General features: G+C 33.8%; 20 protein-coding genes and 1 other RNA gene. 6 read left to right on the forward strand and 15 right to left on the reverse strand.

The genetic code is table 11. The annotated features are described in order from the left end of the window. Positions 1–4,017 (reverse strand): HYR-like domain-containing protein (locus EKL98_RS02800; protein ID WP_199740678.1); only part of this gene is annotated, 4,017 nt, incomplete at its 3' end. A gap of 95 nt (positions 4,018–4,112) precedes the next feature. After that, positions 4,113–4,478 (reverse strand): hypothetical protein, encoded by a 366-nt coding sequence (locus EKL98_RS02805; RefSeq protein ID WP_126459218.1) that lies wholly within the window; start codon positions 4,476–4,478, stop codon positions 4,113–4,115. A gap of 728 nt (positions 4,479–5,206) precedes the next feature. Here EKL98_RS02805 and EKL98_RS02810 point away from each other — a divergent pair. The 3 genes from EKL98_RS02810 to EKL98_RS02820 all read left to right on the forward strand — a co-directional run bounded on the left by EKL98_RS02810 (position 5,207) and on the right by EKL98_RS02820 (position 8,736). After that, positions 5,207–5,692, forward strand: a complete 486-nt coding sequence (locus EKL98_RS02810; protein ID WP_126459221.1) for a SixA phosphatase family protein — start codon at positions 5,207–5,209, stop codon at positions 5,690–5,692. After that, on the forward strand, positions 5,689–7,764 hold the full coding sequence (gene ppk1, locus EKL98_RS02815; RefSeq protein ID WP_126459224.1) for a polyphosphate kinase 1: 2,076 nt from the start codon (positions 5,689–5,691) through the stop codon (positions 7,762–7,764). Before EKL98_RS02810 ends, ppk1 begins: the two co-directional genes overlap by 4 nt. An 81-nt stretch (positions 7,765–7,845) precedes the next feature. After that, on the forward strand, positions 7,846–8,736 hold the full coding sequence (locus EKL98_RS02820) for a Ppx/GppA phosphatase family protein (RefSeq protein WP_126553444.1): 891 nt from the start codon (positions 7,846–7,848) through the stop codon (positions 8,734–8,736). A 23-nt stretch (positions 8,737–8,759) separates the two neighbouring features. On the opposite strand, the gene EKL98_RS02825 is transcribed toward EKL98_RS02820, so the two are convergent. From EKL98_RS02825 to EKL98_RS02835, 3 genes are all read right to left on the reverse strand, one after another. Further along, the gene (locus tag EKL98_RS02825) at positions 8,760–9,134 is read right to left on the reverse strand and encodes a DNA polymerase III (protein ID WP_231507343.1); all 375 of its coding nucleotides are present in this window, start codon (positions 9,132–9,134) and stop codon (positions 8,760–8,762) included. Positions 9,135–9,439: 305 nt separating this feature from the next. Next, positions 9,440–10,525, reverse strand: a complete 1,086-nt coding sequence (gene dnaX / locus EKL98_RS02830; RefSeq protein WP_126514976.1) for a DNA polymerase III subunit gamma/tau — start codon at positions 10,523–10,525, stop codon at positions 9,440–9,442. A 168-nt stretch (positions 10,526–10,693) separates the two neighbouring features. Then, positions 10,694–11,002: a hypothetical protein gene (locus EKL98_RS02835; RefSeq protein ID WP_126459229.1), complete on the reverse strand. Its 309-nt coding sequence runs from the start codon at positions 11,000–11,002 to the stop codon at positions 10,694–10,696. Positions 11,003–11,123: 121 nt separating this feature from the next. Here EKL98_RS02835 and rnpB point away from each other — a divergent pair. Then, positions 11,124–11,455: RNase P RNA component class A (gene rnpB / locus EKL98_RS02840), an RNA gene on the forward strand. 128 nt (positions 11,456–11,583) lie between these two features. Further along, positions 11,584–12,501, forward strand: a complete 918-nt coding sequence (locus tag EKL98_RS02845) for a ketopantoate reductase family protein (RefSeq protein ID WP_126561504.1) — start codon at positions 11,584–11,586, stop codon at positions 12,499–12,501. A 14-nt stretch (positions 12,502–12,515) separates the two neighbouring features. Here EKL98_RS02845 and EKL98_RS02850 read toward each other — a convergent pair whose 3' ends face one another. Together EKL98_RS02850 and EKL98_RS02855 are read right to left on the reverse strand one after the other, a co-directional pair. Next, positions 12,516–13,109 (reverse strand): RsmD family RNA methyltransferase, encoded by a 594-nt coding sequence (locus tag EKL98_RS02850; RefSeq protein WP_126451673.1) that lies wholly within the window; start codon positions 13,107–13,109, stop codon positions 12,516–12,518. Then, complete coding sequence (locus EKL98_RS02855) at positions 13,106–13,912, reverse strand: DUF3822 family protein (RefSeq protein ID WP_126459235.1); 807 nt, start codon at positions 13,910–13,912, stop codon at positions 13,106–13,108. The genes EKL98_RS02850 and EKL98_RS02855 overlap by 4 nt, the downstream gene beginning before the upstream one ends. Before the next feature lie 167 nt (positions 13,913–14,079). On the opposite strand from EKL98_RS02855, the gene EKL98_RS02860 reads away from it, so the two are divergent. Then, positions 14,080–15,501 (forward strand): ATP-dependent DNA helicase, encoded by a 1,422-nt coding sequence (locus EKL98_RS02860; protein ID WP_126561505.1) that lies wholly within the window; start codon positions 14,080–14,082, stop codon positions 15,499–15,501. A 185-nt stretch (positions 15,502–15,686) separates the two neighbouring features. Here EKL98_RS02860 and EKL98_RS02865 read toward each other — a convergent pair whose 3' ends face one another. The 8 genes from EKL98_RS02865 to zwf form a co-directional block, all read right to left on the reverse strand. Continuing rightward, positions 15,687–18,188 (reverse strand): fimbria/pilus outer membrane usher protein, encoded by a 2,502-nt coding sequence (locus EKL98_RS02865; RefSeq protein WP_126561506.1) that lies wholly within the window; start codon positions 18,186–18,188, stop codon positions 15,687–15,689. 120 nt (positions 18,189–18,308) lie between these two features. After that, complete coding sequence (locus EKL98_RS02870) at positions 18,309–18,785, reverse strand: hypothetical protein (protein WP_126561507.1); 477 nt, start codon at positions 18,783–18,785, stop codon at positions 18,309–18,311. 300 nt (positions 18,786–19,085) lie between these two features. Further along, positions 19,086–19,952, reverse strand: a complete 867-nt coding sequence (locus EKL98_RS02875) for a fimbrial biogenesis chaperone (protein ID WP_126459247.1) — start codon at positions 19,950–19,952, stop codon at positions 19,086–19,088. A 104-nt stretch (positions 19,953–20,056) separates the two neighbouring features. Continuing rightward, on the reverse strand, positions 20,057–20,584 hold the full coding sequence (locus EKL98_RS02880) for a DUF4402 domain-containing protein (RefSeq protein WP_126459250.1): 528 nt from the start codon (positions 20,582–20,584) through the stop codon (positions 20,057–20,059). Between the two features lie 479 nt (positions 20,585–21,063). Next, positions 21,064–21,462, reverse strand: a complete 399-nt coding sequence (locus EKL98_RS02885; protein ID WP_233589345.1) for a response regulator — start codon at positions 21,460–21,462, stop codon at positions 21,064–21,066. Between the two features lie 94 nt (positions 21,463–21,556). Next, positions 21,557–22,318 (reverse strand): LytR/AlgR family response regulator transcription factor, encoded by a 762-nt coding sequence (locus tag EKL98_RS02890; RefSeq protein WP_126561508.1) that lies wholly within the window; start codon positions 22,316–22,318, stop codon positions 21,557–21,559. Positions 22,319–23,354: 1,036 nt separating this feature from the next. Beyond that, positions 23,355–24,074 (reverse strand): 6-phosphogluconolactonase, encoded by a 720-nt coding sequence (gene pgl, locus EKL98_RS02895; RefSeq protein ID WP_126561509.1) that lies wholly within the window; start codon positions 24,072–24,074, stop codon positions 23,355–23,357. After that, positions 24,058–25,668, reverse strand: a complete 1,611-nt coding sequence (zwf, locus tag EKL98_RS02900) for a glucose-6-phosphate dehydrogenase (protein ID WP_126459263.1) — start codon at positions 25,666–25,668, stop codon at positions 24,058–24,060. The genes pgl and zwf overlap by 17 nt, the downstream gene beginning before the upstream one ends. Between the last annotated feature and the right edge of the window lie 15 nt (positions 25,669–25,683).

The following is a 25,683-nucleotide window of genomic DNA, read 5'->3' on the forward strand; positions in this document are numbered from 1 at the left end:
CAAAACAGCGACTCCATTTAAGGTATCATTTATTAAAACATTGGAGAAAGCTGTTCCTCCGTTGGCACCATTTACAGCAGTTCCAGCATCATCATTAGCGACAATAGCAGCACATTGCAAAGTTCCGCCACTAGTACTTGCTGTGTTGATAAATGCTCCGTATACATTAATATCATTTATTACACTCGCAAGTGACCCTACACTAATTCTGATTTCGTCAAAAGATTGAGTACTCTGAAAACCCACATTATAGATTCCAGGACCAGAGTCATACGGAGGTATCGTCAAAGATAGATTTAACAATAGTGATGCACTTTTAGACTCTCTAAATACACCGTCTAAATAAGTAGAAATAGTTAACGAATTGAACAAATCTAACTGGATCAAACTATTCAAATCTTTTATTGTAAATCCTGCATAACTACCCGCAGGATAAGTAGACAACTGATCTAAAACAGCTATAGAAGCTGGAGCAATTACTCCTGCGGTAACTAAAACCGAAGCAAAATCAGTAGTGTTTGCTGTTAATACATTATTTGTATTGTTAACTGCGCAGGCCACACAAGCCAATCCATCAACACCGGTTTTTCCACTATCAATGATTACAGGAAAAATTGGATTCGTCAATGCGTATGTTTTATTGCATTCTAAGATTACCGGACACAATTTTTGGAAAATAGCACTGTAAACATTCACAACTCCCAGACTCACTGTTGCTGTATTAGTAATAGTAATACGAGCTTCATCAAAAGATTTAGTTGTAACAAAACCAATTGTCTGTAAACTACTTCCTACCAAAAGATTGGTTCCTACCGTAACTAAAGCAGCATTTCCAACTTTAGTTTCCTGAAGAACTCCATTAAGATACGTTCTTATAGTGACTGCGTCGAGTGCATTTACATTCAACAATGAAGGATTCTCTATTGTAAAACCTACAAAAGAACCTATAGGATAATCTTTTACCTGATCTTTTACAGAAATACTACCGCTGTTTCCAACACTTATCGTTAAATTTATTTGAGCAAAATTTGAAGTATTCTGATCTATCAAATTGTCTGCATTGTTTATTGAACAAAGTGCACAAACTAAACCATCAATACCTGTATTTATACCATTAATATAAACTGGATAAGTAGGAGCTAACATCGCTGTTTGTGTATTACAAACCAAATCAGGCCCAGCACAGAAATTTTCAAAAACAGCACTATAAACTCTTGTTGAACCTAAATTCAGAGACAATGTCTGGTTAATGGAAAGCTGAACTTCATCAAATGATTTTGTTGAAACAAAACCCACTTTATACCGACCAGGATTGTTTAATAAAGAGCCATTGACTACCAAATTATTACCCAAAAAAGATTCTTGCTGAACTCCATTAAGGTATGTAATTATTGATATATTCCCTAAGGCTGAAACATTCAGCAAATTAGAGTTTTCTATTTCAAAGCCAGCATAAGTACCCGCGGAATAATCCGTTAGTTGATCTTTTACAGCAATACTTCCCGAAGCAGCGACACCAGCTGTTAAAGTTATTGTAGCATAATCATTTGTATTAGCGCTAATGACATTCGAAGCATCGTAAATAGTACCTAAACTTATGCCTGAAATGCCAGTATGTGACGGTTCTAAACTTACTGGATAAGCTGGAAGATTCATTGCCGATGCGGTATTACAACTTAAAGCCGGACCTGTACAATAGTTTTGGATAACTGGGTAATAAACATCAATAGTATTTAACAAACTAGCCAAACCTTCTACAGAAATTTCAATCGCATCAAAATCTTGAGTTGTATTAAAACCTACTACATAATTATTTCCTGAACCGTTAAGCAATCCTACACCCAAAAGAGAAGAACCCGAAGCTGTTTCTTTTAATGTACCGTTCAGATATGTTCTAATTGTAATTGAGCCCAGTAAATTTAAGCTCAATAAATTACCAGTATCAATCCTGTACCCTACATAAGTACCAGCAGAATAATCCGTATCTGTGTCTGTCACTCTATAATTTGCTGAACCTGCTGCGCCAATAGTTACAAATGCAGTTGCAAAATTATTCAAGTCTGTATCTATTAACCTAGAAGCATTAGGAACCGCACAAAGCACACACACACCGTTGATACTTGCTGTTGCTAATAGGTTACCGTAAGTGCTATCAATAAAAGGAAGTGGAGTATCTGAATTACATTGAGCTGAGACAATATTTGTTGTTATAGTCTGGCTTACTGAATCACTGCGATTCCCACAGTTGTCGGATGCATCCCAAGTTCTGGTTGTACTGTATAATCCAGGTCGACTGCCAGGTGTTTGAGTGGTAGAAAGTATATTAACTGTGGTTATTCCACAAGTATCAGTTGCAGTTGGCGGACTAAAAACAGGTGTTGTCGGAGAATTAATTGTAATATTTTGACCGGCAGCACTTATTATTGGGGCTACTAAATCTTTTATTGTATATGTATAAGACCAGTTGCGGGTATATGGAGTTTCACTTGGATTACATGTTGTATAATCTACATAAGACCACGTGTAAGTTTTTGTAGTATTACAAATTGAAGATGAATTAGGCTCTTTAATAGTTAGACCTGTAAATATGATATCATTACCGCAATTGTTTTTAAAAGTAGGAGTTGAAGGTAGAATAGCTTCTGCTGCACAACTTACTATTGAACCACCATTCATAAAAGCGGAAACAAAATTAGATCTACCACAGGCATCTGTAACTTTTAGTTGGAGTGCTACGTTCCCAATTACAGAAGGAGCGATGTAGGTTGTTGGGTTTGTTGAAGTGCTTGAAAAAGTCCCACCTCCAATAGCGGACCATTCATAGGTAACCGCCCCCTTATTTCCAGTCACAGTTGCTATTAATGGATACGTTTGACTAGGAGTTAATGCAGTTGGAAAAGAGCTGTTAAGGTTTACATTAATTTGTTGTTTAATTCCAGCCAATAGTACAAAGTTAAAAAATGATCTTTGAGCCGCAATCATAGATTCAGTAGTTCCACTGTTATATTCATGAGCCGCTTGATACATTACCATACCCTTGGTAGCATCACCATAAGTTGGTCCATAAGCTAGAAGAGCAGCCGGATTTTCAGGGAAAGTGTAATTTCTACCAGAGTCCGTATAATTGTTTTGATAAATGGCTACTTTAGTAGTACTTCTCCATAAAGATTCTGCTTTTGGAAGATAGATTCGTTCTGATCCATTTTGTAGTGAAGCATCCATTTTCCCAATAAACTGCATCACCGGATCAGCATTAGCGGATGGATTATAAGTTCCAACAACGATTGGCTTATTGTGATTTCCCCATGGCTCTAGACCTTTTTCCGTAAGAAAATTAAATGGAGTTGTATTCCCCGCACTCACTATGTCTAATGCGCTTACTGCATGACAGCCTACCCAAAGATAGCCGCCATTATGCATATAATTTCTTAGTGCGATAACATACGCCGAAGACCAATTCTGTGGATCAGCATGTGGCAGTACGTAAATATCACCACAATTTGTAAGTTGAGTTGGGTTACTTTGTGTTACATAAGAACTTGATGGAATTCCGGCATTAAGATAATATGGAGTTATTAGGCTACCATTTTCGGTATCTAGTAGTGCCCTTGGCCAGCTGGTAAGTTTATTAAATATGGGTGCAGTGAAGGGTGCTGCAATCGGGCCATCAATAACAACCCCATTTGATCTCCAAGTGGCAATAAGGGTTCCTAAAATAGCGGCATCCTCAGCAGCAATTATAAAAGTTCCCCCTTTATAGGCTTTAGATCCAATTGAAAAATCAGCACCATCTTTAACTTTTGAGGAGTTTATTGACCAGTATACTGGTACATTTTTATCGCGAATCAAAGTGTAAACTAAGCCATAAGGCTTTAAACCTTTGGCAACTGTAGTGTTTTGCCCCATATCAATAATATAAGAGCCTGCATCGAATGTTTTGTTGGGATTAGTTTGAGAATGTATAGGACTTTCAGACATAAAGAAAGCCAATAAAAAAAGAGTAATTTTAGTTTTCATACAATCAAATTTTAATTAATTGAGGAGTATTATTTTGAATTTTAAAAATCAAATTCAAGTCTTAAAGCATAATAATGTTGAAAAACAAAATGATATTAGTAGCCGGCTTGGTCTTCAAAAACAATGTTTTCAAATTTCCAGGAAGCAATTCCACTATCTTTAGACTCTAAACAATTCCAACAAACTATTTGTGCTGTTTTGTCATCTAGAGGTATCATAATGTTAGCCGTAAAAAGATCCCCATTTTTGAAAGTAATGACATAAGTAAGTTTTACATCTTTTTCATTTTCATTCTTAATTTCAAAATATCCAGAATCGCCATTTTCATTTTCACAAGTTCTAAGAAATAGTAAGGATTCCGTTTTGCTTTGACCAAAAGAAATCCAATCTGAACATTTGTTCGAGCTTAAATTTGATGAAATGAACACGATAGTAATTGTATAAAGTAAAATTATTTTCATTTTTTGTTTTTTAAATTCCTAATTTTTGTTTTATCCTTCAGAACTTTTAAATAACATACATTCTGTTTTTGAATGATGTTTTGCTAGCAATTATTTGTATTGTATTTAAATGAAATTTTTCTAGTCCTTTGTTCTGTTAATACACTGAATAGTATTTACAAAGTCAGTCTGACTATTCATTAATGAAGATGAATGATATATTTAGAGTGAAGGACTTTTCAAAAAAATTTGATAAATCTGAGAAGATATTTTTTGGGGTAAAGTATTTTTTTTCATGTAGGTATGAGTGATTATATTCAGGTTTTTTTAAACAGGGCAATGTTTAAAAGAGCTAAATTATAGGTAATACAGCAGGTTTGTTTCTTTTTTCTATAAACTACTTAAAAAGTCGATGAAAGGTAAAATTTTTAAAAAAAAAAGATAAAAAACGGAAAAGAAAGTTAATTTTTTATAATATAGGGATATAATTATTTGCCATAAAAAGAGGTTTTGTAATTTTTGTTTATAATTTAACCATCTATTTACTAATAGACTGATTTAAGGTGACTTATTTTTTAGACTGTTTACTAAAAACATTTTTACCAACTAAAAAGCACCTTGTAATGATTCTTTTTGATACTAATAACATAGTTTTTAATAAAAAAAATTAAATAATAAACTTAGTTTTTGTAAATTGTATCTGATTATTTAATTTCTTATGTTTAGAGACCCCAAAATTATTTTACATTATGAAAAATTTAATTATAGTACGTCATGCAAAATCAAGTTGGGAGGTATCGTTACACGATAAGGATCGTGCTTTAACAAAGAGAGGCATACAAGATGCGCATCTTGTTTCTTCGGATATTAGCCATTTTATACCCAAAACATATCTAATCTGGACGAGTACAGCCAAAAGAGCAACAGACACTGCGTTAATTTTTGCTCAAAATTTAGCATATCCTATTGACTGTATCATTTACAAAGACGACCTTTATACCTTTGATGAAAAAAAGCTTGAGAAAGCTATTAAATCCTGCAGTAACAGTTTCGAAAATATTATTCTTTTTGGACATAACGGGGCAGTTACAAATTTCGTAAATAAATTTGGAGATGTTTTCGTTGAAAACATTCCTACAACCGGATTTGTATCCTTAGAATTTGATACTGAAAATTGGAAAAAAATAAAAAAAGGTAAAATAAAAAAAATTATATTCCCCAAAGATTTAAGATGAATAAAGTAGTAGCACATAAATATATTGATAGAGAAAAAAGTTGGTTGGCATTCAATGCCAGAGTGCTTCAGGAAGCTGGAGATAATTCAGTTCCGTTACTAGACAGATTGCGGTTTTTAGGTATTTTTTCCAATAATTTAGATGAGTTTTTTAGAGTTCGTTTTGCCGCCATCAGACGATTAAGTTTAACAGGGATAACCGGAGAAAAATATCTTGGGGGTATTTCAGCACAACAATTAGTCAAAGATATCACTGAAATTGTTATCCAGCAGCAATCCGAAAGTTTGCGAATTTTGAGTGTAATTGAATCGGAACTCGAGAAAAAAAATATATTTATCATTACAGAAAATGATATCTCCACACAACAAGAAATTTTTTTGAAGGACTTTTTTATCCAAAAATTAAGTCCTGAATTAGTCACTATTATATTAAATGATTTAGCAGAATTTCCATTGCTAAAAGATACATCCGGATACCTGGCAGTGAAGTTGGTGATGAATCACACCTCAGAGATTCGCTATGCCGTTATCGAAATTCCTAAAACAATTAACCGTTTTGTGGTTTTGCCCTCTGATAATGAAAAACAATATGTAATTCTTATTGATGACGTGATTAGACATAATTTAAGCAGCATCTTTAATATTTTTGATTATAAAAGTGTTTCGGCACACATGATCAAAATTACCAGAGATGCGCAATTGGATATCGATAGTGACTTAAGTAAAAGCATGATCGAAAAGATATCCTTGAGTGTAAAAGACCGAAGAATTGGAGAACCAGTTCGCTTTATTTACGACCAATTGATTGAAAAAGATACCTTACAGTTTTTTCTTGATGAAATGAAAATTGAATCAACAGATAGTATTATTCCAGGAGGGAGATATCATAACAGAAGGGATTATATGAATTTTCCTAATCTTGGGCGATTTGATTTATTGTACAAAACGAATGATCCTTTACCCATTCCTGGGCTAAGTCTCGAAGGAAGTATCTTAGAAAAAATTAGCCAAAGAGATTATTTATTAAATGCTCCTTATCAGTCTTTCTCCTATCTCACACGATTTTTGCGTGAAGCGGCATTAGACCCAAAAGTGACTTCCATTAAAATCACATTGTATCGTTTAGCTAAAAATTCTCAAATTATTAGCTCTCTGATTAATGCTGCTAAAAATGGAAAAAAAGTAACGGTTCAAATCGAATTACAAGCTCGTTTCGATGAAGCTTCAAATATTTCCTATGCTGAACAAATGCAATTAGAAGGTATTGAACTTATTTTTGGAATAAAAGGGCTAAAAGTCCACAGTAAAATATGTGTCATCGAAAGAAATGAAAATGATAAGATAAAACGATATGGTTTTATTTCAACAGGAAATTTCAACGAATCTACCGCCAAAGTCTATACTGATGTGACTCTTTTTACGAGTCACCAACAAATTTTGAAAGATATCATGAAGATCTTTGAGTTTTTTGACATTAACTACAGGGTGAATCGTTACAAACATCTGATTGTTTCGCCTCACTATACAAGAACTCGATTTGTAAAATTAATAGACCGTGAAATTACACATGCATTAGCCGGAAGGAAAACACATATGAAACTAAAAATGAATAGTTTGTCTGATTTTGCAATGATAGATAAGTTATATGAAGCCAGCAGGGCAGGAGTGAAAATTCAACTTGAAGTGAGAGGAATTTGTTCCTTAATACCCGGTATTGCTGGAATGAGCAATAACATAGAGGCCATAAGCATTGTGGATAATTATTTAGAACATTCCAGAGTTTATATTTTTGGAAATGCCGGACAAACCGAAGTTTATATTTCATCCGCAGATTTCATGACTAGAAACTTAGATGACCGTGTCGAAGTAACCTGTCCTATTTATGATCAGGAAATAAAAAATGAATTAATCGATAATTTTGATATCGGATGGAAAGGCAACGTAAAAGCTCGTTTTCATTCCTATAAATTAGATAATAAATACAGAGGACGAAATCATAATCCTGTTTTTAGGGCACAACTAGAGACCTATAAATATTACCAAAATAAGTTAGAACTAGCATCCAAAAAGTAAGTAGTATCATCCCGGTAATCATTTGTTTGATACATTAAATTGAATAATGATTTTTTATAAGGAATAACGAATCCAAGCAAAATGATTAAAATAAAAAAATATGCAGCAATCGATATTGGATCTAATGCCATGCGCTTGCTAATTACAAATATAGTAGAACAAGAAGGCAAAGAGCCACAGTTTAACAAAAGTTCCTTGGTTCGTGTTCCTATTCGTCTTGGGCAAGATGCCTTTACCGTTGGTGAAATTTCAGAAGAAAATATTGAAAGAATGTGTGATGCCATGAAAGCTTTTAATCTTTTGATGAAAGTTCACAAAGTAGAATCCTATAAGGCTTTTGCTACTTCAGCCATGCGCGAAGCCTATAACGGTAAAGAAGTTGTGGCAATAATAAAGAAAAAAGCCGATATAAAAATTGAAATTATTGATGGTAAAAAAGAAGCAGCCATAATTGCTTCTACTGATTTACATCATCTATTAAAGACGGATCAAACCTATCTTTTTGTAGATGTTGGTGGGGGAAGCACGGAGTTTACATTGTTTTCGAATGGAAAAATGAAAAATTCAAGATCCTTCAAAGCCGGAACCGTACGTTTATTAAATGACATGGTTTGCGATGTAGTCTGGGATGAAATAGAAAAATGGATTAAAACAAATACGCAGGAATACGATGAAGTTACCTTAATAGGTTCTGGCGGAAATATTAATAAGCTTTTTAAAATGTCCGGAAAAATACAAGAAAAACCCTTGTCGTATATTTATATGAATTCACAATACGCTTTCCTGAATTCCCTTAGTTACGAGCAAAGAATATCTGAGCTGGGATTAAATCCGGATCGTGCCGATGTAATTATTCCTGCAACCAGAATCTATCTGAATGCTATGAAATGGAGTGGTGCCAGAAATATTTATGTTCCTAAAATTGGACTTTCAGATGGTATTGTAAAAGCCATGTACTACAATAAAATTTAAGTTTCCAATCTAAATTATGTGTATTATGCATCTAAATCTAATCCAAATGTTGTTCGTAACAGATCAATATTTGGATTTATTTCATGAAGTCTGTTGTAACGGTCTTGGTCATTAAAATTTTTTCTGCTTTGAATACTTTCATTTACAATCACTTCAATTGTAATGTCGTGATTGTGTAAATGCCCTTTTAAATATCCCAAAAGCCCATTTAATTCTTTTTCAAAATCAAGTTTTGATCCTTCATTGGGCAACTCAATTGTGATGGCAGTTCCACTTAATACCGGATCATTAATGAGCAGGAGTGATTCCATAATTCGAAACCCTTTCTCTCCTAAGCGTTGTGCATATTTATTCCAATACAGCAACATTTCAGTCTCGCTAAAAGTTTCTGTAGGCAAATTAAGAACTTCTTTTATTATTCCTTTATTGCTTTCTTCTAAAGCTTTTTTTGCCCGAATACTGGATAACGAAAAAGCTGAAATCTTAGGCTCGTTTCCTGATGGGTTATGGGTTATGGGTTTTGGGCTTTGGGTTTCAGGTTGAACAACTTCAGGTTTAAACTCTTCGGCTGAGTTCTGGGAAACAGTTTCGGATTTGGAAACTGGAACTTGATTTTTGACATTGCCATTTTCATTGCTATTGCCATTGTTTTTTTGAATTTCTACTATAGCGTAATCATTCTTCCTGTAATAAGTAGGTGGAATTATAAATTGGTCAACTTTTTTTTTTCTCCATCAAAAGTGATAGAGGCCAGTTGCATAAGGCAAAGTTCAACAAGCAGTCGTTGATTTTGACTCAGTTTGTACTTTAAATCACAATCATTTGCTATTTCGATTCCTTTCAAGAGAAAATCTTGACTGCAATTTTGCGCTTGCACGCCATACATTTGTTGTGCTTGTTCTCCAACTTCTAATAAAGATAAAGTTGCAGGTGTTTTAGAAACCAGTAAATCCCTAAAATGAGAGGCTAATCCGGATACAAAATGGTGTGCATCAAATCCTTTGGCAAGAATTTCGTTGAAAGCGATTAATAATTCCGGAATTTTGTTTTCCAAAATCAAATCTGTTACATTAATATAGGTTTCGTAATCCAACACATTCAAGTTTTCCGTAACGGCCTGACGTGTCAACTCTTTTCCACAAAAAGAAACTACTCGGTCAAAAATAGACAACGCATCTCGCATGGCACCATCAGCTTTTTGAGCAATGATATGCAAAGCGTCATCTTCAAAATTTACGCCTTGACTGGCAGCTACTTCAGCAAGATGTTCTTTGGCATCCTTTACGGTAATTCTTTTGAAATCAAATATCTGACAACGAGAAAGTATCGTTGGAATAATTTTATGTTTTTCGGTCGTTGCCAAAATAAAGATGGCGTGTTTTGGCGGTTCTTCCAATGTTTTCAAGAAAGCATTAAAAGCTGCGGAAGACAACATGTGAACCTCATCAATAATATACACTTTGTATTGTCCCGTTTGTGGCGGGATCCGAACTTGGTCAATCAAATTCCTGATGTCATCAACAGAGTTGTTTGATGCGGCATCCAATTCAAAAACATTAAAAGCGAAATCTTCATTTGGATCATCGTATCCGGGCTGATTTATTTTTCGAGCCAAAATACGCGCGCATGTCGTTTTGCCAACGCCGCGAGGCCCTGTGAATAATAGGGCAGAAGCCAAGTGATTGCTTTCTATGGCATTCAATAAAGTATTGGTAATGGCTTTTTGTCCTACAACATCTTTAAATGTTTGAGGACGATATTTACGGGCCGATACTACAAATTGTTCCATAGAATTTTATTCGAAAGCAAATATAGGTTTTAATTTAAAGATGGAAAAATTTAAGTATTGAAAGATTTTATAATTTTTCAAATGGTTTTTATTTCCCAAATTCTCTAGCCCAGATAGAAGAGAAAATCAGATTTTTAAGTGTTTTTTTTTAACGGTATTATGTGTTACCTAAAGTTTGGATTGTCCACCGGTTTCGATGCATAATTTTTCTAAAACAACTGCGGCGTCATTATTTGAATTTGCCGAAAAACCAGCTACAAAAACTCCTTTTTTACCAGAATCAGAGCTGATTCCATATACTACTGATTCTTCGTCAGGATCAGTATCCCCTTCGTAGCGGTAGACGTGATTTACTTCAAATTTATGTGGATTAGATTTAATATCATCTTGATGAATATTAAAATCATAGGTAAAACCTTTTTCTTTTAGATCTTCTAAGGCTTCTATTACGGTGGTATAATGGTACATTGGTTTCATGATTAATGAAAGATTTATTATTATTTATAAAGGTAACTAATTTATTATTAAGTCATTGCGAAAAGGATGTTAAAGTAAATAATCTAAAATGGCGATACATGAAAAAATATTGTAATTTTGCACCGCAGACCGCCTTATCGCTGTTTTGAGCAATCAAAAGAGAGGAAAGTCCGGACACCAAAGGGAAGCATAGCGGGTAACACCCGTCGGTTCAAGTAATTGGATTAGGACAAGTGCAACAGAAAGTATGTACAGGTAATGCTGTAGTGAAACCAGGTAAACTCTATGCGGTGAAATATCAAGTATATCAGCATTTAAGGGCTTCTCGTCCGTTGTTGAAGGGTAGATAGCTTGAGTCACGCAGTAATGCGGGATCTAGATAAATGATAAGGTTCCGACCCGATAGCTATCGGGATTCGGAGACAGAATCCGGCTTATAGGTCTGCATTTTTTTTGTTAAAAGATTTAATAAAATTTAGGATTGTAAAATCTAAAAGGAAACCATTAAGACATTAGTTTCATTAAGTTCCACGGCTTAATTTTCTAAATTCCTTAATGGTTTACTTTTTTAAATAGTGCTTATGATAACACGAATTGGAATTTTAGGATTAGGTGGAGTAGGCGGTTATTTCGGAGGATTATTAGCCAAAGCTTATTCTGAGTCGGATGCAATCGAAATTGTCTTTATTGCTCGTGGCGAAACCCAAAAAGCAATAGCCCAAAAAGGATTTAAAATTATTTTAGAGGAGAGTGAAACCATTGTTTTTCCTAGTTTAGTTTCTAACGATCCAGAAGAAATTGGGGAGCTGGATTACCTTATTTGCGCCACTAAAACCTATGATATCGAAAAAAGTTTTGAATCTATAAAAAACTGTATCACTCCAGATACGATAATTCTTCCTTTATATAATGGCGTTGATGCCACGGCACGCATACAAATACTATTTCCTGAAAATAATGTATTACAGGGTTGTGTGTATATTGTTTCGATGATTGTTGCTCCCGGTGCGATCAAAAAAATTGGTGCTTATGAAAAATTATTCTTTGGTTCAAAAAATGCTCCGGTTTCTAAATTAAAGGAATTACAATCTATCTTCGAAAAGGCAAATATCGAAAGTTATCTTGTTGAAAATATAGAAGAAACGATTTGGGAAAAGTTTATTTTTATTTCAGCTCTGGCTTCAGCAACTTCATGTTTGAACCAAAACATTGGAGGAATTTTAAATAATCCTGAAAATAAGGCAGTTTATAGCTCATTATTAAACGAGATTTCTGCTGTTGCTTTAGCTAAAGGATTAGCGATGCCAATTGACATTGTTGCTCAAACTATTGCTAAATTAGAGAAGTCCCCACAAGACAATACATCATCCATGCACAGAGATCTATTAGCAGGGAATAAAACGGAAGTGGGTTCCTTGACAGAATATGTAGTTAATGAAGGTTTGAAATTCGGGGTTGATACTCCAATATATAAGCAAATATTGGAGCAATTGTCTTAAAATTGTTTCCGGAATTATTCTTCGTCACTATCGTTTTGGTCTGATTCGTTTTCAGAATCTTCCTCGCCAGAGCCAATTTCGAAGAAACTAAAAATGGAACCACCATAACTTTTTTTAAATGAAAAGTGAATCATGTGATCCAGTTTGGTATATTTAGAATGTTCAATTACCATCATTCCCTCTTCATTGAGCAGTTCTTTTTCAAAAATCAATGAAACAATTTTTTCAAAAGTATTCTGGTCTAATGCATAAGGTGGATCTGCAAAAATGATATCGTACGAAGTTTTACACCGTTCTAAATAGGTAAAAACATCACTTTTTGTAGCAGCTATATTAAAATCATATTCGGTTGCCACTTGTTTGATGAATTTTACACAACCAAAATCCGCATCGACAGAGGTAATTGGGGTGCTGCCACGAGAGGCAAACTCGAAACTGATATTCCCGGTTCCAGAGAATAAATCTAATATTTTTAGTCCTTCAAAACTGAAATGGTTGTTCAAAACATTGAATAATGCTTCTTTAGACATATCGGTAGTGGGACGAACTGGGAGTCCTTTTGGCGGAAAAATGCGTCTTCCTTTGTATTTTCCTGAAATGATTCTCATGAGTTGAAAAGTATAAAATGATTTCTGTTTTCGGCCTCAGAAAAATAATTGTTCCATCGCAAATCTTCCACATCAATTAGGGAAACATTGCGAATGTATTGGTAAGCTATTTTGAAAAAAGCACTCTCGGTTTCAATTTTCCCTATCATTTCCAGTTGAAAGTTCTCTGGATTTAAATTCAATTGTTCGGCTGTAAATAAGATGTAATACATAAAATCTTCAGGTGTGCTGTATTCAAAAGAATTGAAAAGCAATAATTTTTGGTTTTGAACCACAATGATTTCAAAATGACCTGAATTGAAATGAATAAACATCTTTTTTTGGTCAATGTTTTTGGAGGCAACCAAAAGTTTCGAAACTAAAATACTATTGGCGTGTTTATAATCAAAAGAGCCAAACTGATCAATAAAAAAATTATTGATATTCACGTACGGAATATAGACGGCATTCATTTGATTATTTGGTATTTCATCAAACGCAAAAAAATCAGTTTCAAAAACCTTTGTATTGTATTGTAAGTAACTTCCTAGAAAGTTTTCGTCAAAAAGTGCTGTAGGTACAAACGTAGAAAGATTGTTGTTGTGGATCACCAGAACGGCGTCATAGGTATCCTTTAATTCTGGATAATTCTGAAAGGCATTGGCAAACAAATCTTCAATTTTGGTAGTGGTGTCAAATGGATCAAAATGTATCTCATTGAATGAAATAACAGTGTTGTTCAGCATATCAAATGTACAAAAAGAAAGTCCCTTCAATGAAACTTGAATGGAAAGTTTTTTATAATTTTTTTCGACTATGTTCATAATAAGATTACTTTTTCTAAACAACGCAAACTTACAAATTTTAAAATCAATAACAATATCAATTGCAATGTCAATGGCCAAAATCAATAGTAATAATTGAAAATTGAAATTGCTATTGACATTGAAATTGAAAAAACATTCTCTACCTTGCATGTAAATTATACCAAATGAATTCCTCCTCTTTTTATAGTCTTTTACAAAAAAAATTTCCTTTTCAACCGACACACAAACAGGATATTTTTTTTCAAAAAATAGCTATTTTTTTAACGGACACGCATAACGATACCATTTTTGTTTTAAAAGGATATGCGGGAACCGGAAAAACTACCGTAATAGCTACGATTGTAAATAGTTTAGTAGAAATCAATAAAAAGTATGTTTTATTAGCGCCAACAGGGCGTGCGGCAAAAGTGATTGCTAATTATTCCGATAAACCGGCTTTTACAATTCATAAAAAAATCTATTTTCCTAAGAAATCTTCCGGAGGTGGCGTCTCATTTACTTTGCAACAAAACAAACACACCAACACGATTTTTATTGTTGATGAAGCTTCGATGATTTCGGACACCAATTCCGATTCTAAGCTTTATGAAAATGGTTCTCTACTGGATGATTTGATTTCCTATGTGTATTCAGGCACGAATTGCAAAATGATTTTACTGGGAGATTCGGCTCAATTGCCGCCGGTAAATTTAGATATCAGTCCCGCATTAGACATTCAAACATTAAGTATTAACTACGATAAACAAGTCGAATATATTGAGTTGGACGAAGTGATGCGTCAGGAAGAAAATTCGGGAATTTTGCACAATGCCACGGAACTTCGAGAACTATTGAAGGATTCTTTTATAACTGAATTCAAATTTGATGTCAAAAAATTCAAAGATATTGTGCGCCTAACTGATGGCTATGATATTCAGGACGCCATTAATTCTGCCTACAGTAATTATAGCATTGAAGATACTGCTTTTATTGTTCGTTCCAATAAAAGAGCGAATCAATATAATGAACAAATCCGAACCAAAATCCTCGATAAAGAAAGCGAACTTTCTACAGGTGATTTTCTGATGGTGGTGAAAAATAATTATTTCTGGTTAAAAGATTCTGATGAAGCGGGTTTTATTGCTAATGGTGATATTATCGAAGTCTTGGAAATTTTCAATATCAAAGAATTGTATGGTTTTAAGTTTGCCAAAGTAAAAATTAGAATGATTGATTATCCCAATCAGATCCCGTTTGAAACAGTATTGTTATTGGACACCATAAAAAGCGAATCGCCATCATTAACCTATGAAGAATCCAACCGATTGTATCAGGAAGTGCTGAAGGATTACGAAGGTCAAACAAAATTCAATCAATTCCAAAAAGTAAAAGCCAACGAATATTTCAACGGCTTACAAGTAAAATTCTCGTATGCCATAACCTGTCATAAATCACAAGGTGGGCAATGGAATACGGTTTTTATAGAACAACCGTATTTGCCGGACGGCATCAATAGAGATTATATTCGGTGGTTGTATACCGCAATGACCCGAGCCAAAAATAAATTATATTTGATCGGATTTAAAGATGAGAATTTTGTGGAATAATTTTAAAAACAACCGCAAATTCGCAAATTTTTCTATTTAATTTTTAATATATAATTTGCGAATTTGCGGTAAAAAAATAGCTATGAACTCATTAAAGGACTTGCTTAAAATTTCAGGCTCTTTTTTGAATACGAGTTATTGGGGATTCTTCTCGTATGACGCCGGTAAAGATTATGTAGATCTACTTATTTTGTTTTTTCGAGTACAAATTCCAAAGTATCTACAAAAGCACCATCGATACCATTATCGATTTCAAAATTCTGGTAGGAGGGACTTGCCTTCATCTGTAAATTTTCCAATTGAAGTGAATCCATTTTCGCAACATATTGTCCCGATTTTAAACCCAAATAACTAAAATAACCATCGGGTTCCGAAAGAATACTGGCGATTAATGTATCGTGTAAATCATAGATAGCGACTTTTAAGCCTCCAGTTCCCAGAAGTTGCTCATTTTCTTTTCGATACACCATTCCGGAAACTTCTCCCACAACCACAACCGGAATTTCAATTATTTTTAATTGATTGGGATTTAGTATACAATTTAAAGTTTTGTTATTTATGCGCCAAGCAATAGAATTAACTTTGGCGGTATTAAGTTCCACATAATTATTAATATAGGGTTCTAATCCGGTTATTATGGTGGTTCCATCGGGATTAACGAGCTGACGGTCACCGCCCATTACTATGATCTGGACTCCTTTTACCAGAGGTTCTTTGGCCTCTTTTTTTCCATTTCCATTGATGTCTAAAAACGGAACAAATTTCACACTCGCTCTGCCCACACTTATTTGGTTATTAAAACGTACAAAATTAGCTTGGGGTTCAAAGATTAAGCTTCCGCTGGCAGATTGCGAAAAAGAAGCACTATTTTTATAAAAAACACTTGAAAATCCAGTATTGATATGATCGAAATTATGTGTAAAACTAATTTGAAAACTACTGTTTTGATTCTTAAAATTATAATCTAAAGAGGCTTGAATATAGCCTTTTTTAAAAATTGGCTTTCTCAATTGTGTTTGCAATGTCGTCATGGCATTGGCATCATATCCATAGCGCAATTGGGGAACAAGGACAAATCTTTTAGGAAGTTGGAATGAGGTAGAAATATTGCTGTATACCGATGGTTTTTGGTTTTTGGTAAAAAAGGCATTGGTGGTAAAATTAAAATTAAATCCAAATGAATTTCCCGAGAGTAAAAATTCAGAAGTGGTAAATTTAGTGGTACTAAATAGGTTTTCTTGAATGGTAAATCGGGAAGTTCCCGAAAAAAAAGAACTGCGATGTGGCATGGAAATACTTGCTTTCCGCATTTCGGAATAATTGAATCGAACGGCTTGTTGGTTCTTATCGTATTTACTATAATCAAAGTCAAAACGAAGGTTTTTGGGTGTTGTATAATTCAAATTGAGATCATACAGCACTTTTGAATAATAGCTTGCCGTAAGAAATAATTGAGACGAGAGTCGAAAGGATGAATTCAAAAACGGAATACTTTTATTCGATTCTAAAGAGGAAATATATTCTATTCCACCTCCCAAAGTGACGTGATTAGAAAGTCCATAATTTACTTTTGCACTGGTAAAAATACTGCCTTTGCTATCCTCAATAATCCCGGAACTGATCGTGTATTCTACCTCCTTTTTTGGAAGGAAAAGAGCAGGAACTACAAATTGATTGCTAAATAACTGCTCTTCGCCCCAAGGTCCATAATATCGGAGTGTAACTTCGGTACGACCGTACATTAAAGGAACGTTGAACGAAAAGAAACCGTTGGCATCTGCCTGAAGATAATCAATTAATACATTGTTGATGTAGAGTTCCACCGTCCAATTGGCCTGGGTATGATCGCTCAAGATATACGTGCCAAAAGATTTTCTGATTTGGGTAGAGGCATTCGTGATCTGAGCTCCGATAATGGGAAACAAAATTGTCGCTTTGGAAGAAGCTGAAATTTTTCCTAAAGTGAACTGCTTAATATATTTGTTTTCATTGTTCACATAGCGCCATCGATAAAACTGGTTTTTGGCCACTATGGGTTGGTTGCTGGTGTAATTTAGCAAAGTGGTCAATTCACCTCCAGCTACAATGCCGCCTAAATTGAGGAGTAATCGTTCTGAATGACTTCCTTCAGATTGTTGTATGGTATTAACAGCCCAATTAGCTGTTCCAAAATGAAGTAGTGGTTTGTCTCGTACGATAGTTGTGTCCGCTTTAAATTCCATTTTCATTTTGTTGATGTTATCGCGCATTTCTAGCAATCGGGCTTCTCTAATGGCGGGAAGTTCGAGTTTTGAGACCATTTCAACGGATAAACTCCTAAAACTAAAATTATTTTCTAGCCCAAATATTTGATTGAAATAAGAAGCGTTTAAAAATAAATTTGTTTTGGTACGAATAAAATCGCTTGATTTCAGGGTGTAAACTTCCTCTTTGTAGCTAATGGTGTTGGTGTTTTGGTCAATTTTGAAGGTGTTATTTTGATTAATAAAAAAACCTTCAATAGTAGTAAAATTAGAATTGGGTATATTTCGTATTTTAATATAATCCAAAACTTCGGATACCGAAAGATAGACTTTAGATCCGCATATTACCGAGGAAATTTCGGTGGCACCAATGTATTTTACCTGAAGCAGCACTAAAACTTCATCGCAATCTTCCTCTTGTGCAGTAGCAGAAAAGGCTATCATGGAGAAAAGGAATAGAGATATGATGTTGTACAATTTAGTCATAAAGAACGAAGAGTAGCAAGTACTTTTGCTAAAGGGAATTATTTTTTTAGAGAACTGCCTGAGTTGCGTCTATGAATATTAATTAGAATTTGTTTGATCAGTAGTGTTTTGAATTCGGATTTTTTCTAAACTAGCTGTCAAAGTTCTTGTGAAGATGTCAAGTTCAGTAACAGAATCTTTTAAATAGATACTTAAACTTTCTAACTCTTCTTTTGATATAGCTTTAGAATCAATATGATTTGTCAAACCTTGCATTCTAGAAATAGGACTTCGAACTTGATGGGAAACTTGAAAAAGCATTTCAGTAATGGATTTTAGGTATTTCTGTTTTTCTGTATCTTTTTGTAACAAGATTTCTTTGTATCGTAGAATAATAAAGCACGATATCCAGATAGAAAGAATGGATAAGAATTTGTTAGTAAAAACACTATAATACATTTCGATATGGTAGTAATCAATGGTATCAATAAGTGTTAAAATAGTGCATATTATGGCAAGCCTTATTATTTTATCTTTGTCTAAAGTATATGAAATAACTAAAGGAATTATATACAAAACAGCTATTGCTACTCCTAGAGGTACTTTTAAGTCTAATATGAATATAATTAGAACGATACTTGTTATAAGAATTTTTGGCATTATTAATTTTCTGTTCTATTAAATAATATATAAATCAAAAGGTTTATCTGTAATATAATTCTTTTGCGATTGCACTTATCTCATTATCATGCTTTGTTTTAGAAAAAAACGATGTCTTTCACAGCGTAATTTATCTGAAAATATTTTGATGTTTTGGTATGGTATTTTTTATCGTAATGTTTTCAAAAAACAAACAAAATTACAAACAGATGATTCTTATTTATTACTATTAATTTCCGTTTCAAGTGAATATTCTTCGTTGTCTGACAAATTAAGGAAGGCTTCAGCATAAGTAGTTTCTTGATTTGGGGTAGAATAGATCACCTGTAATTTTCCCTTGCTGTAATCAATACCTGGAATAGTATTGAGTTTAATTTTGGTTTTGCGCAAATTTCCAGGAGCATATACTGCAAAGCCTTTTATTAGTCCCACATTAGTACTAATTCCCTCAGGATAAATATAATTGACATTCAGTTCCCCATAAGCAGATTGATTGCCTGTGCGGTTTATATCCAAGTATAAATCCTGTGATGGCAGCAATGCCAAATTAGATAAGGTCACCGCGGTAGTTGCTTGTCCTATCGTAATAATATTGGCGATTGAAATCCCATAAACAGGTGTTAATTGAATATCTAAACTTTTTGGTTTGAGCGTATCTGTTGCGGTGGTTTCGTTTTCTAAAAGTTTCGTTTTAGGAACACCTCGAAAATACAGATGAGAGCGGTATTCGCCTTCTTTTAATTCGCTGGTTTTGATGAGTTGAATTTTTACTACCTGCGATTCATTGGGCGCCAAAGTTATGGTGCGGGGATAATAACGGAGATAAGGTGACGCAAAATTTTGATTTTCTTCTGGTTCTTCTATCGTATTGAATTTACCATCTTCATCCATTTTAATCTGACTGTAGGATAATCTGTAAGTTGCGGTATCCTTACCGGTATTGGATAAATTAACATTTTGCACCCGGCTTTGAATTCCGTCAAAGACAATGCGTTTTGGGAATACCATTAAATCGCCTTGTGCCAGTAAGGGAAATGAAAAATTTAAAAAAAGAACCAGAATAAGAATACTTTTTTTAGTCATGAGGGTTTTAATTTTGTGGTATTTTGTTTTTCTATTTAATGAATTAAGCTCCTTAAAATTTAATTAAAAAGGGTGTTTATTTCTAAGCACCCTTTTTATTCAATTTAGTTGTAATTTACCGTAACTGCAAAACCATCAGCATTTGTATATGTTCCAACAACTTGACTAGCTAAAACATTTAGCGTAGCTCCAACAGTGAAGCTATTAGTACCATCAGTACCCAAAGTACCTTTACTATTGGTAAGTGAGCTTGTAAAAGTATTAACTATCATAGTATTGACTGTTCCTGTAGCTGTAGTTGTAAGTGTAAGTGAAGCTGGTAACGTAATATCATAACCATAAGATGCTTGACCTGTTACTGAAAATTCAGCAGCGGTAGGACTTCCAGTAATAGTAGTCAATTTAACTCCGCCAGTTGCAGATCTAACAGCAGCAGAAGTCATAACTAATGTACCTGCACCACCTGTTGCAAAAGAACCGAAAGTCATTGAAGTTGTTTTAGTAATTCCAATTGGCGCAACAATAGTTGTGCTTGTAGGAGCAGAGGCAGAAGCACTTTGTTGTGCCAAAGCACTTGTACTAAACACAGCAGTCAAAGCCATAATAGATAAAAGTGATGTAATTTTTTTCATTGTAAAAATAATTTGGGGTTAAAATTAAGGAGCAAGTGCAGGTTTTGCCCTGGTCCTTAATCAGTTTAAATAATTTGTTTTGTATTAGCAAAAGTGCCAATTCCGGAGCAAATGTATTTAGTCCGTTAATATATGTAAAACGAGAAGTAATAAATGATGGCTACTAAGGCATAAGTGAAAAGGAACCGAAGTAAAAATTATTTGATAAAAATTAAGAGAAACTTAATTTTTATTGTTTTCGTGTCTTTTTAAGGATAAAAAAAACATTAAAAAGTTAAAATTAACTAAAAGGACTTGAATTTTTAATAATTAAAATTCTTATAAAAATGTATTATTGCTACAGTTATGCGTTCATTTATTGTATTTTCTTAAAAGGTTTAAAAAGATAATTTATAAACGAATGGAACTAGTTTCGAAAATTAAAAAAGAGTGTCTTTGCGGTTTAAAACAAGTTGTTTTTAAACGTTTCAAAATTAGCATCATTTGAGTATAATTCGATCCAGAAATTCTTGTGTAATAGGTTTTTGCTGAAAGGAAACTACATTTGGGTCCCTGCAAACACGAATAATATCATGATTATCAATCGTGTTTGAAACAATAAATACTTTAACCTTATTTTTTAAAGTAAGCGGAAATTTATCATAAGCTTCCAGAAATTCAAAACCCGAAAAATGGGGCATATATAAATCTATAAAAATTATCTCAGGCAGCTGACCATGTCTTTCTTGATTTTCTTCTAAATATATCAGTGCTTCCCTTGCAAGTGAAAACTCGACAACCTTTTTTCCAAAATTATTATGGAGAATTATTCTAGAATTAATGTAGCGTTCAATTGGATTATCATCAATTAATAGCACTTTTTCGAATTTTGCTTTCAACTCGGTTTTCATGGTTTTAGTATTTAAGTGCAGTCATACAGGAAATATTTATTAGTTTACAACGAAAAAGAACTCCTATCATTTTGTGTAATTGTTATTCTTTAAGTTTAATAAATTTATTAAAATCATCTTGTCGTCTTTTGGCAACAGCCAAAAGTACACCATTAGGAAATTCGCAGAAATACCCCTCTTTTTTAGAAATTTTTACTATGTGACGCAGATTAATAATATACGAGTGATGAATTCTAAAAAAATAGTTGGGATCGAGAATTGTACTGTATTCTCCTAAATTTTTACTCGATACGATTTTTTTACCATTTTGTAGAAAAAAAGTAGTGCACCTTCCTTCGGCCTTACAGTAAATTATTTCCGACATAGGAATGAGTTCAATTTTATCCAAGGAGGAAACCGCAACATAGTCGTTTGGCTGATTTAATGAGTTTAATAGCTCAAGTGCCTTGATTACCTGATTTTGATAGGATCGCTCCATTTTAATTCTTTTAATTACTTTGTATACAGCTAAAAGAAGAGAATTAAAATCGACAGGTTTTAAAATAAAATCAATCGCATTTTGTTTAAATGCGATTACAGCATTTTGTTTATCGGCAGAAATGAATACCAGTTTAGGAATGCTCTGTTCTAATTCATTGAGCATATCAAAAAAAGTATCATCTGTAAAGGAAATATCTAAAAATACGAGATCTGGTTTTTGTAATTGTATACTATTGATTCCTTCAATTATAGAGCTCGTTTCGTTTACTATTTTAAGAATTATAAAGTTTTCTTTTTCAAATTTTTTAATAATTTGTAAAGTGTCTTTTTCTTTCGTAATAATTACGGCATTAATAGGTATCATAGGTGTGGACTTAAGGGGTAATTGATCTTTAAAAGCGATGAATATCATTAGATATTAATCTATAGTATTCATTTTTAGAATGTTATAAAAAAAATAAAATAATATTTTTGTGTATCGAAAATAAAACAATAAATAGCAATAGTACTCAGCAGTTCTTTAAATAAAAACAAAAGTAATAATCGTTACGTTTCCTGTATTAAGTGTTATTAAACAGTGTGTTTTTGCTAAAAAGGGTATCTTTTAGTTAATTTAATTTGGTGTTTCCATTAACACAATGGAATTTCCTATTTTTTATTGTAAAAGGATTGAGAATTTACAATCAAATAGTAGTCTTTTGATACTTTTAATGGTAATTTTAGAATTATATATTTTATTGATTTTAAGAAAGTTAGTGTTTATTTTTGATAAAAAAAAATTTTAAAGTATATATTTTCCTTTGAGTCCTAACAGTAGAGTAAGTTAGTTATGATCTGAGATTATTTTATTTTATCTAACCGTGTAAGAGCGCTACACCATCCTTCTCAAAAAATAAACAATTTGAATGAAAAATGGATTTTGAATTTGGCTTTTTATTGAAGTGTTTTGTTTGGTTCAAAACTAAAAATATAATGATGAATAAGCCGATAAACATATTTTAAATATATATATATGTTTATCTGATACCTAAAGTATATTTTTTTACTACAGATTTTACACTTTTCCATTTTAAAAAATCTATGTATAACCCGGGAATCCGTGCCAGTTTTCTTTTAATAGAAGTAATTACAGAAAGACATAAAATTAAATATGGTTGTCCGTTACTTGTACCAAACTACATTTTACAAATGAAACTTAGCTCTTTTGTTATTTCGACCAAAGGGAGAAATCACATAACGAGAGCAACTGATATGATTTCTCCTCCGTCGAAATAACAAAATAAAACGCAATGGTATTAGTAACGGATAGTCATAAAATTAAAAAATATTTTTGCACTGTGGTGGCTAAAGATAATTAAACAAGACCGCTAACTTAATAATGCAATGTAATTAGCACTAAATTATTTTTCCTTACTTGTAGCAGCTTTATCGGTCAAGAACAATAATTCGCCATCCGATGGTTTAATTAATTGCATAGGATATTTTTCGGGATTATACGCTCCATATAAAACTTCGTTTAAGGCATAGGCTTTATTTTCTCCAAAAGTCACTACTACAATCTGTTTCGCTCTATTAATAAGAGGTGCAGTTAGAGTTATTCGAAACATAGTTTGAGACTCAAGATAATAAGCTGCTACCCACTTATCCTGTTCTTGCAATACGGCTTGCCCTGGAAAAAGAGAAGCAGTATGGCCATCATCGCCCATTCCTAATAAAATAAGGTCAAATTGTCCGTCCTCGCCTGTTATATTTTTAATAGATTTTTCATATTCCAACGCGTAATCCTCAGGAGTAACACCTTCTCTATACATTGAAAATATATTGTTTTTTGGTATATTTACAAGACTTAGTAGCGTATCGTTAGCCATTTTTGCATTGCTAAGTACATCATCAAGCGGTACCCAGCGTTCGTCACCCCAAAAAATAAAAATCTTTTCCCAATCTATTTTTGTCTTGTAGGAAGCTGTTGCCAAAAGGGCATAGATAGCTACAGGTGAGGAACCGCCGGTAAGCGCTACGACAAAGCGACCGCGTTTCTGTATTGCTTTTTCTGCAGCAGCTACAAATATATTGGCAGCCTGGCTTGTTATGTCTTCCTTAGTATTAAAAATTCTTACCATCAGCTGCTACTTCTACTTGTTTTGTTTGTACTGCTTTCTTATCTTTTTCCGCCTTGTCCGCTTTCTCTGCTTTCTTTCGTAGCTTTTCTTCTTCGGCATCTAGTGTATTTGATGCCCAAGAATGCCCCTGACGAGCAAGTAATTCATTTGCCGCTTCAGGACCCCAGCTTCCAGCTTCGTATTTGTGTAGACTTGAAAATTTATCGTTTTCCCAAGCATCCTGAATGGATGTTACCACATCCCAGGCTTCTTCGACCTGATCGGAGCGCATGAATAAAGTTGGATCTCCCTGTAAAGCATCTAATAAAAGGGTTTCATAGGCTTCAGTTGCTTGGGTAGAGCATGAAAAATAGTCAAAAACCATTTCAGCTGGTTTTAACGAAAGAGACAAGCCTTGTTTTTTAGTCATAAACTGCAGCCTAATATCCATTGCGGGCTGAATGTTTATGATTAATCGGTTTGGCATCATGCCTTCTTTCCCAAAAGAAAAGGTAGAATGAGGTACCGGTTTGAATTGTATAACGATTGAGGATTGTTTTTCCTTCATTCTTTTACCTGTTCGAACGTAAAAGGGAACACCTTGCCAACGCCAGTTATCCAGATAAAATTTCATTGCTACAAATGTTTCTGTGATGGAATTATCCTTCACCCCTTTTTCTTGCAGGTATCCAGCTATCGGTTTTCCTTTTATCGAAGCTTTTTCGTACTGGCCTCTCACTGTGTAGTGTTCTACTTCATCAGGAGTTATACGGCGTATTGCTTTTAAAACGTCAGCTTTACGGTTTCTGACCTCATCAGCTTGTAACGAAGTGGGGGCTTCCATGGCAACCATCGTTAAAATTTGCATCAGGTGATTTTGTATCATATCCCTTAATGCTCCGGCACCTTCATAAAAACCACCGCGGTCTTCAACACCCACTTCTTCGGCAACCGTAATCTGTACCGAATCAATAAAGTTACGGTTCCAGAGCGGCTCAAACATTGAATTTCCAAAGCGGAAAGCTAGGATGTTCTGTACGGTTTCTTTGCCTAAATAGTGGTCTATGCGGTAGATTTGTTCCTCTTCGAAGGTTTTTGCCAATAGCTTATTTAAGAGCTCGGCAGAACTTTTATCATAACCAAACGGTTTTTCAATAATAATACGATCCTGTTCCGGATTCGCGGCAAGATCTAATTTCTTAATATTATTAGATATGGTTTCAATGAAAGAAGGTGCTATTGAGAGGTAAAAAAGTCGATTGGCACGTACCCCAAAAGACGCATCTATGGCGTCTAACTTTTGTTTCATCAACACGTATGATTCTTCTTTGTCGATATCATTTTGCAAATAAGAAATATGAGAAGCAAATTGTTCGAACTCTTTTTCGGAGGCTATTTTATTTCTCGAAAACTCATTTAGGTTTTCACTCACATGGTTTCGGTAATGCGCATCACTGTTTTCGGCCCTTCCTAAGGCAATGATCTCAAACTTTTCCGGCATACGACCATCAAGATAAAGATTATAAAAAGCGGGGAAAAGCTTTCTTTTAGCTAAGTCACCGGTAGCCCCAAAAACAAGAATGATGGTTGGGTTTATAGTATTGAGATTATCCATTATGTTCCATTTAAA

The organism is Flavobacterium bomense (assembly GCF_003970355.1).

Coding starts and splice junctions, on each gene's coding strand:
- EKL98_RS02880 (WP_126459250.1), bottom strand. CDS start 20,584: ATGAAAAAAATTACATCACTTTTATCTATTATGGCTTTGACTGCTGTG.
- EKL98_RS02860 (WP_126561505.1), top strand. CDS start 14,080: ATGAATTCCTCCTCTTTTTATAGTCTTTTACAAAAAAAATTTCCTTTT.
- EKL98_RS02805 (WP_126459218.1), bottom strand. CDS start 4,478: ATGAAAATAATTTTACTTTATACAATTACTATCGTGTTCATTTCATCA.
- EKL98_RS02845 (WP_126561504.1), top strand. CDS start 11,584: ATGATAACACGAATTGGAATTTTAGGATTAGGTGGAGTAGGCGGTTAT.
- EKL98_RS02875 (WP_126459247.1), bottom strand. CDS start 19,952: ATGACTAAAAAAAGTATTCTTATTCTGGTTCTTTTTTTAAATTTTTCA.
- EKL98_RS02835 (WP_126459229.1), bottom strand. CDS start 11,002: ATGAAACCAATGTACCATTATACCACCGTAATAGAAGCCTTAGAAGAT.
- ppk1 (WP_126459224.1), top strand. CDS start 5,689: ATGAATAAAGTAGTAGCACATAAATATATTGATAGAGAAAAAAGTTGG.
- EKL98_RS02850 (WP_126451673.1), bottom strand. CDS start 13,109: ATGAGAATCATTTCAGGAAAATACAAAGGAAGACGCATTTTTCCGCCA.
- EKL98_RS02810 (WP_126459221.1), top strand. CDS start 5,207: ATGAAAAATTTAATTATAGTACGTCATGCAAAATCAAGTTGGGAGGTA.
- EKL98_RS02865 (WP_126561506.1), bottom strand. CDS start 18,188: ATGATAGCCTTTTCTGCTACTGCACAAGAGGAAGATTGCGATGAAGTT.
- EKL98_RS02820 (WP_126553444.1), top strand. CDS start 7,846: ATGATTAAAATAAAAAAATATGCAGCAATCGATATTGGATCTAATGCC.
- EKL98_RS02855 (WP_126459235.1), bottom strand. CDS start 13,912: ATGAACATAGTCGAAAAAAATTATAAAAAACTTTCCATTCAAGTTTCA.
- zwf (WP_126459263.1), bottom strand. CDS start 25,668: ATGGATAATCTCAATACTATAAACCCAACCATCATTCTTGTTTTTGGG.
- pgl (WP_126561509.1), bottom strand. CDS start 24,074: ATGGTAAGAATTTTTAATACTAAGGAAGACATAACAAGCCAGGCTGCC.
- dnaX (WP_126514976.1), bottom strand. CDS start 10,525: ATGGAACAATTTGTAGTATCGGCCCGTAAATATCGTCCTCAAACATTT.
- EKL98_RS02890 (WP_126561508.1), bottom strand. CDS start 22,318: ATGATACCTATTAATGCCGTAATTATTACGAAAGAAAAAGACACTTTA.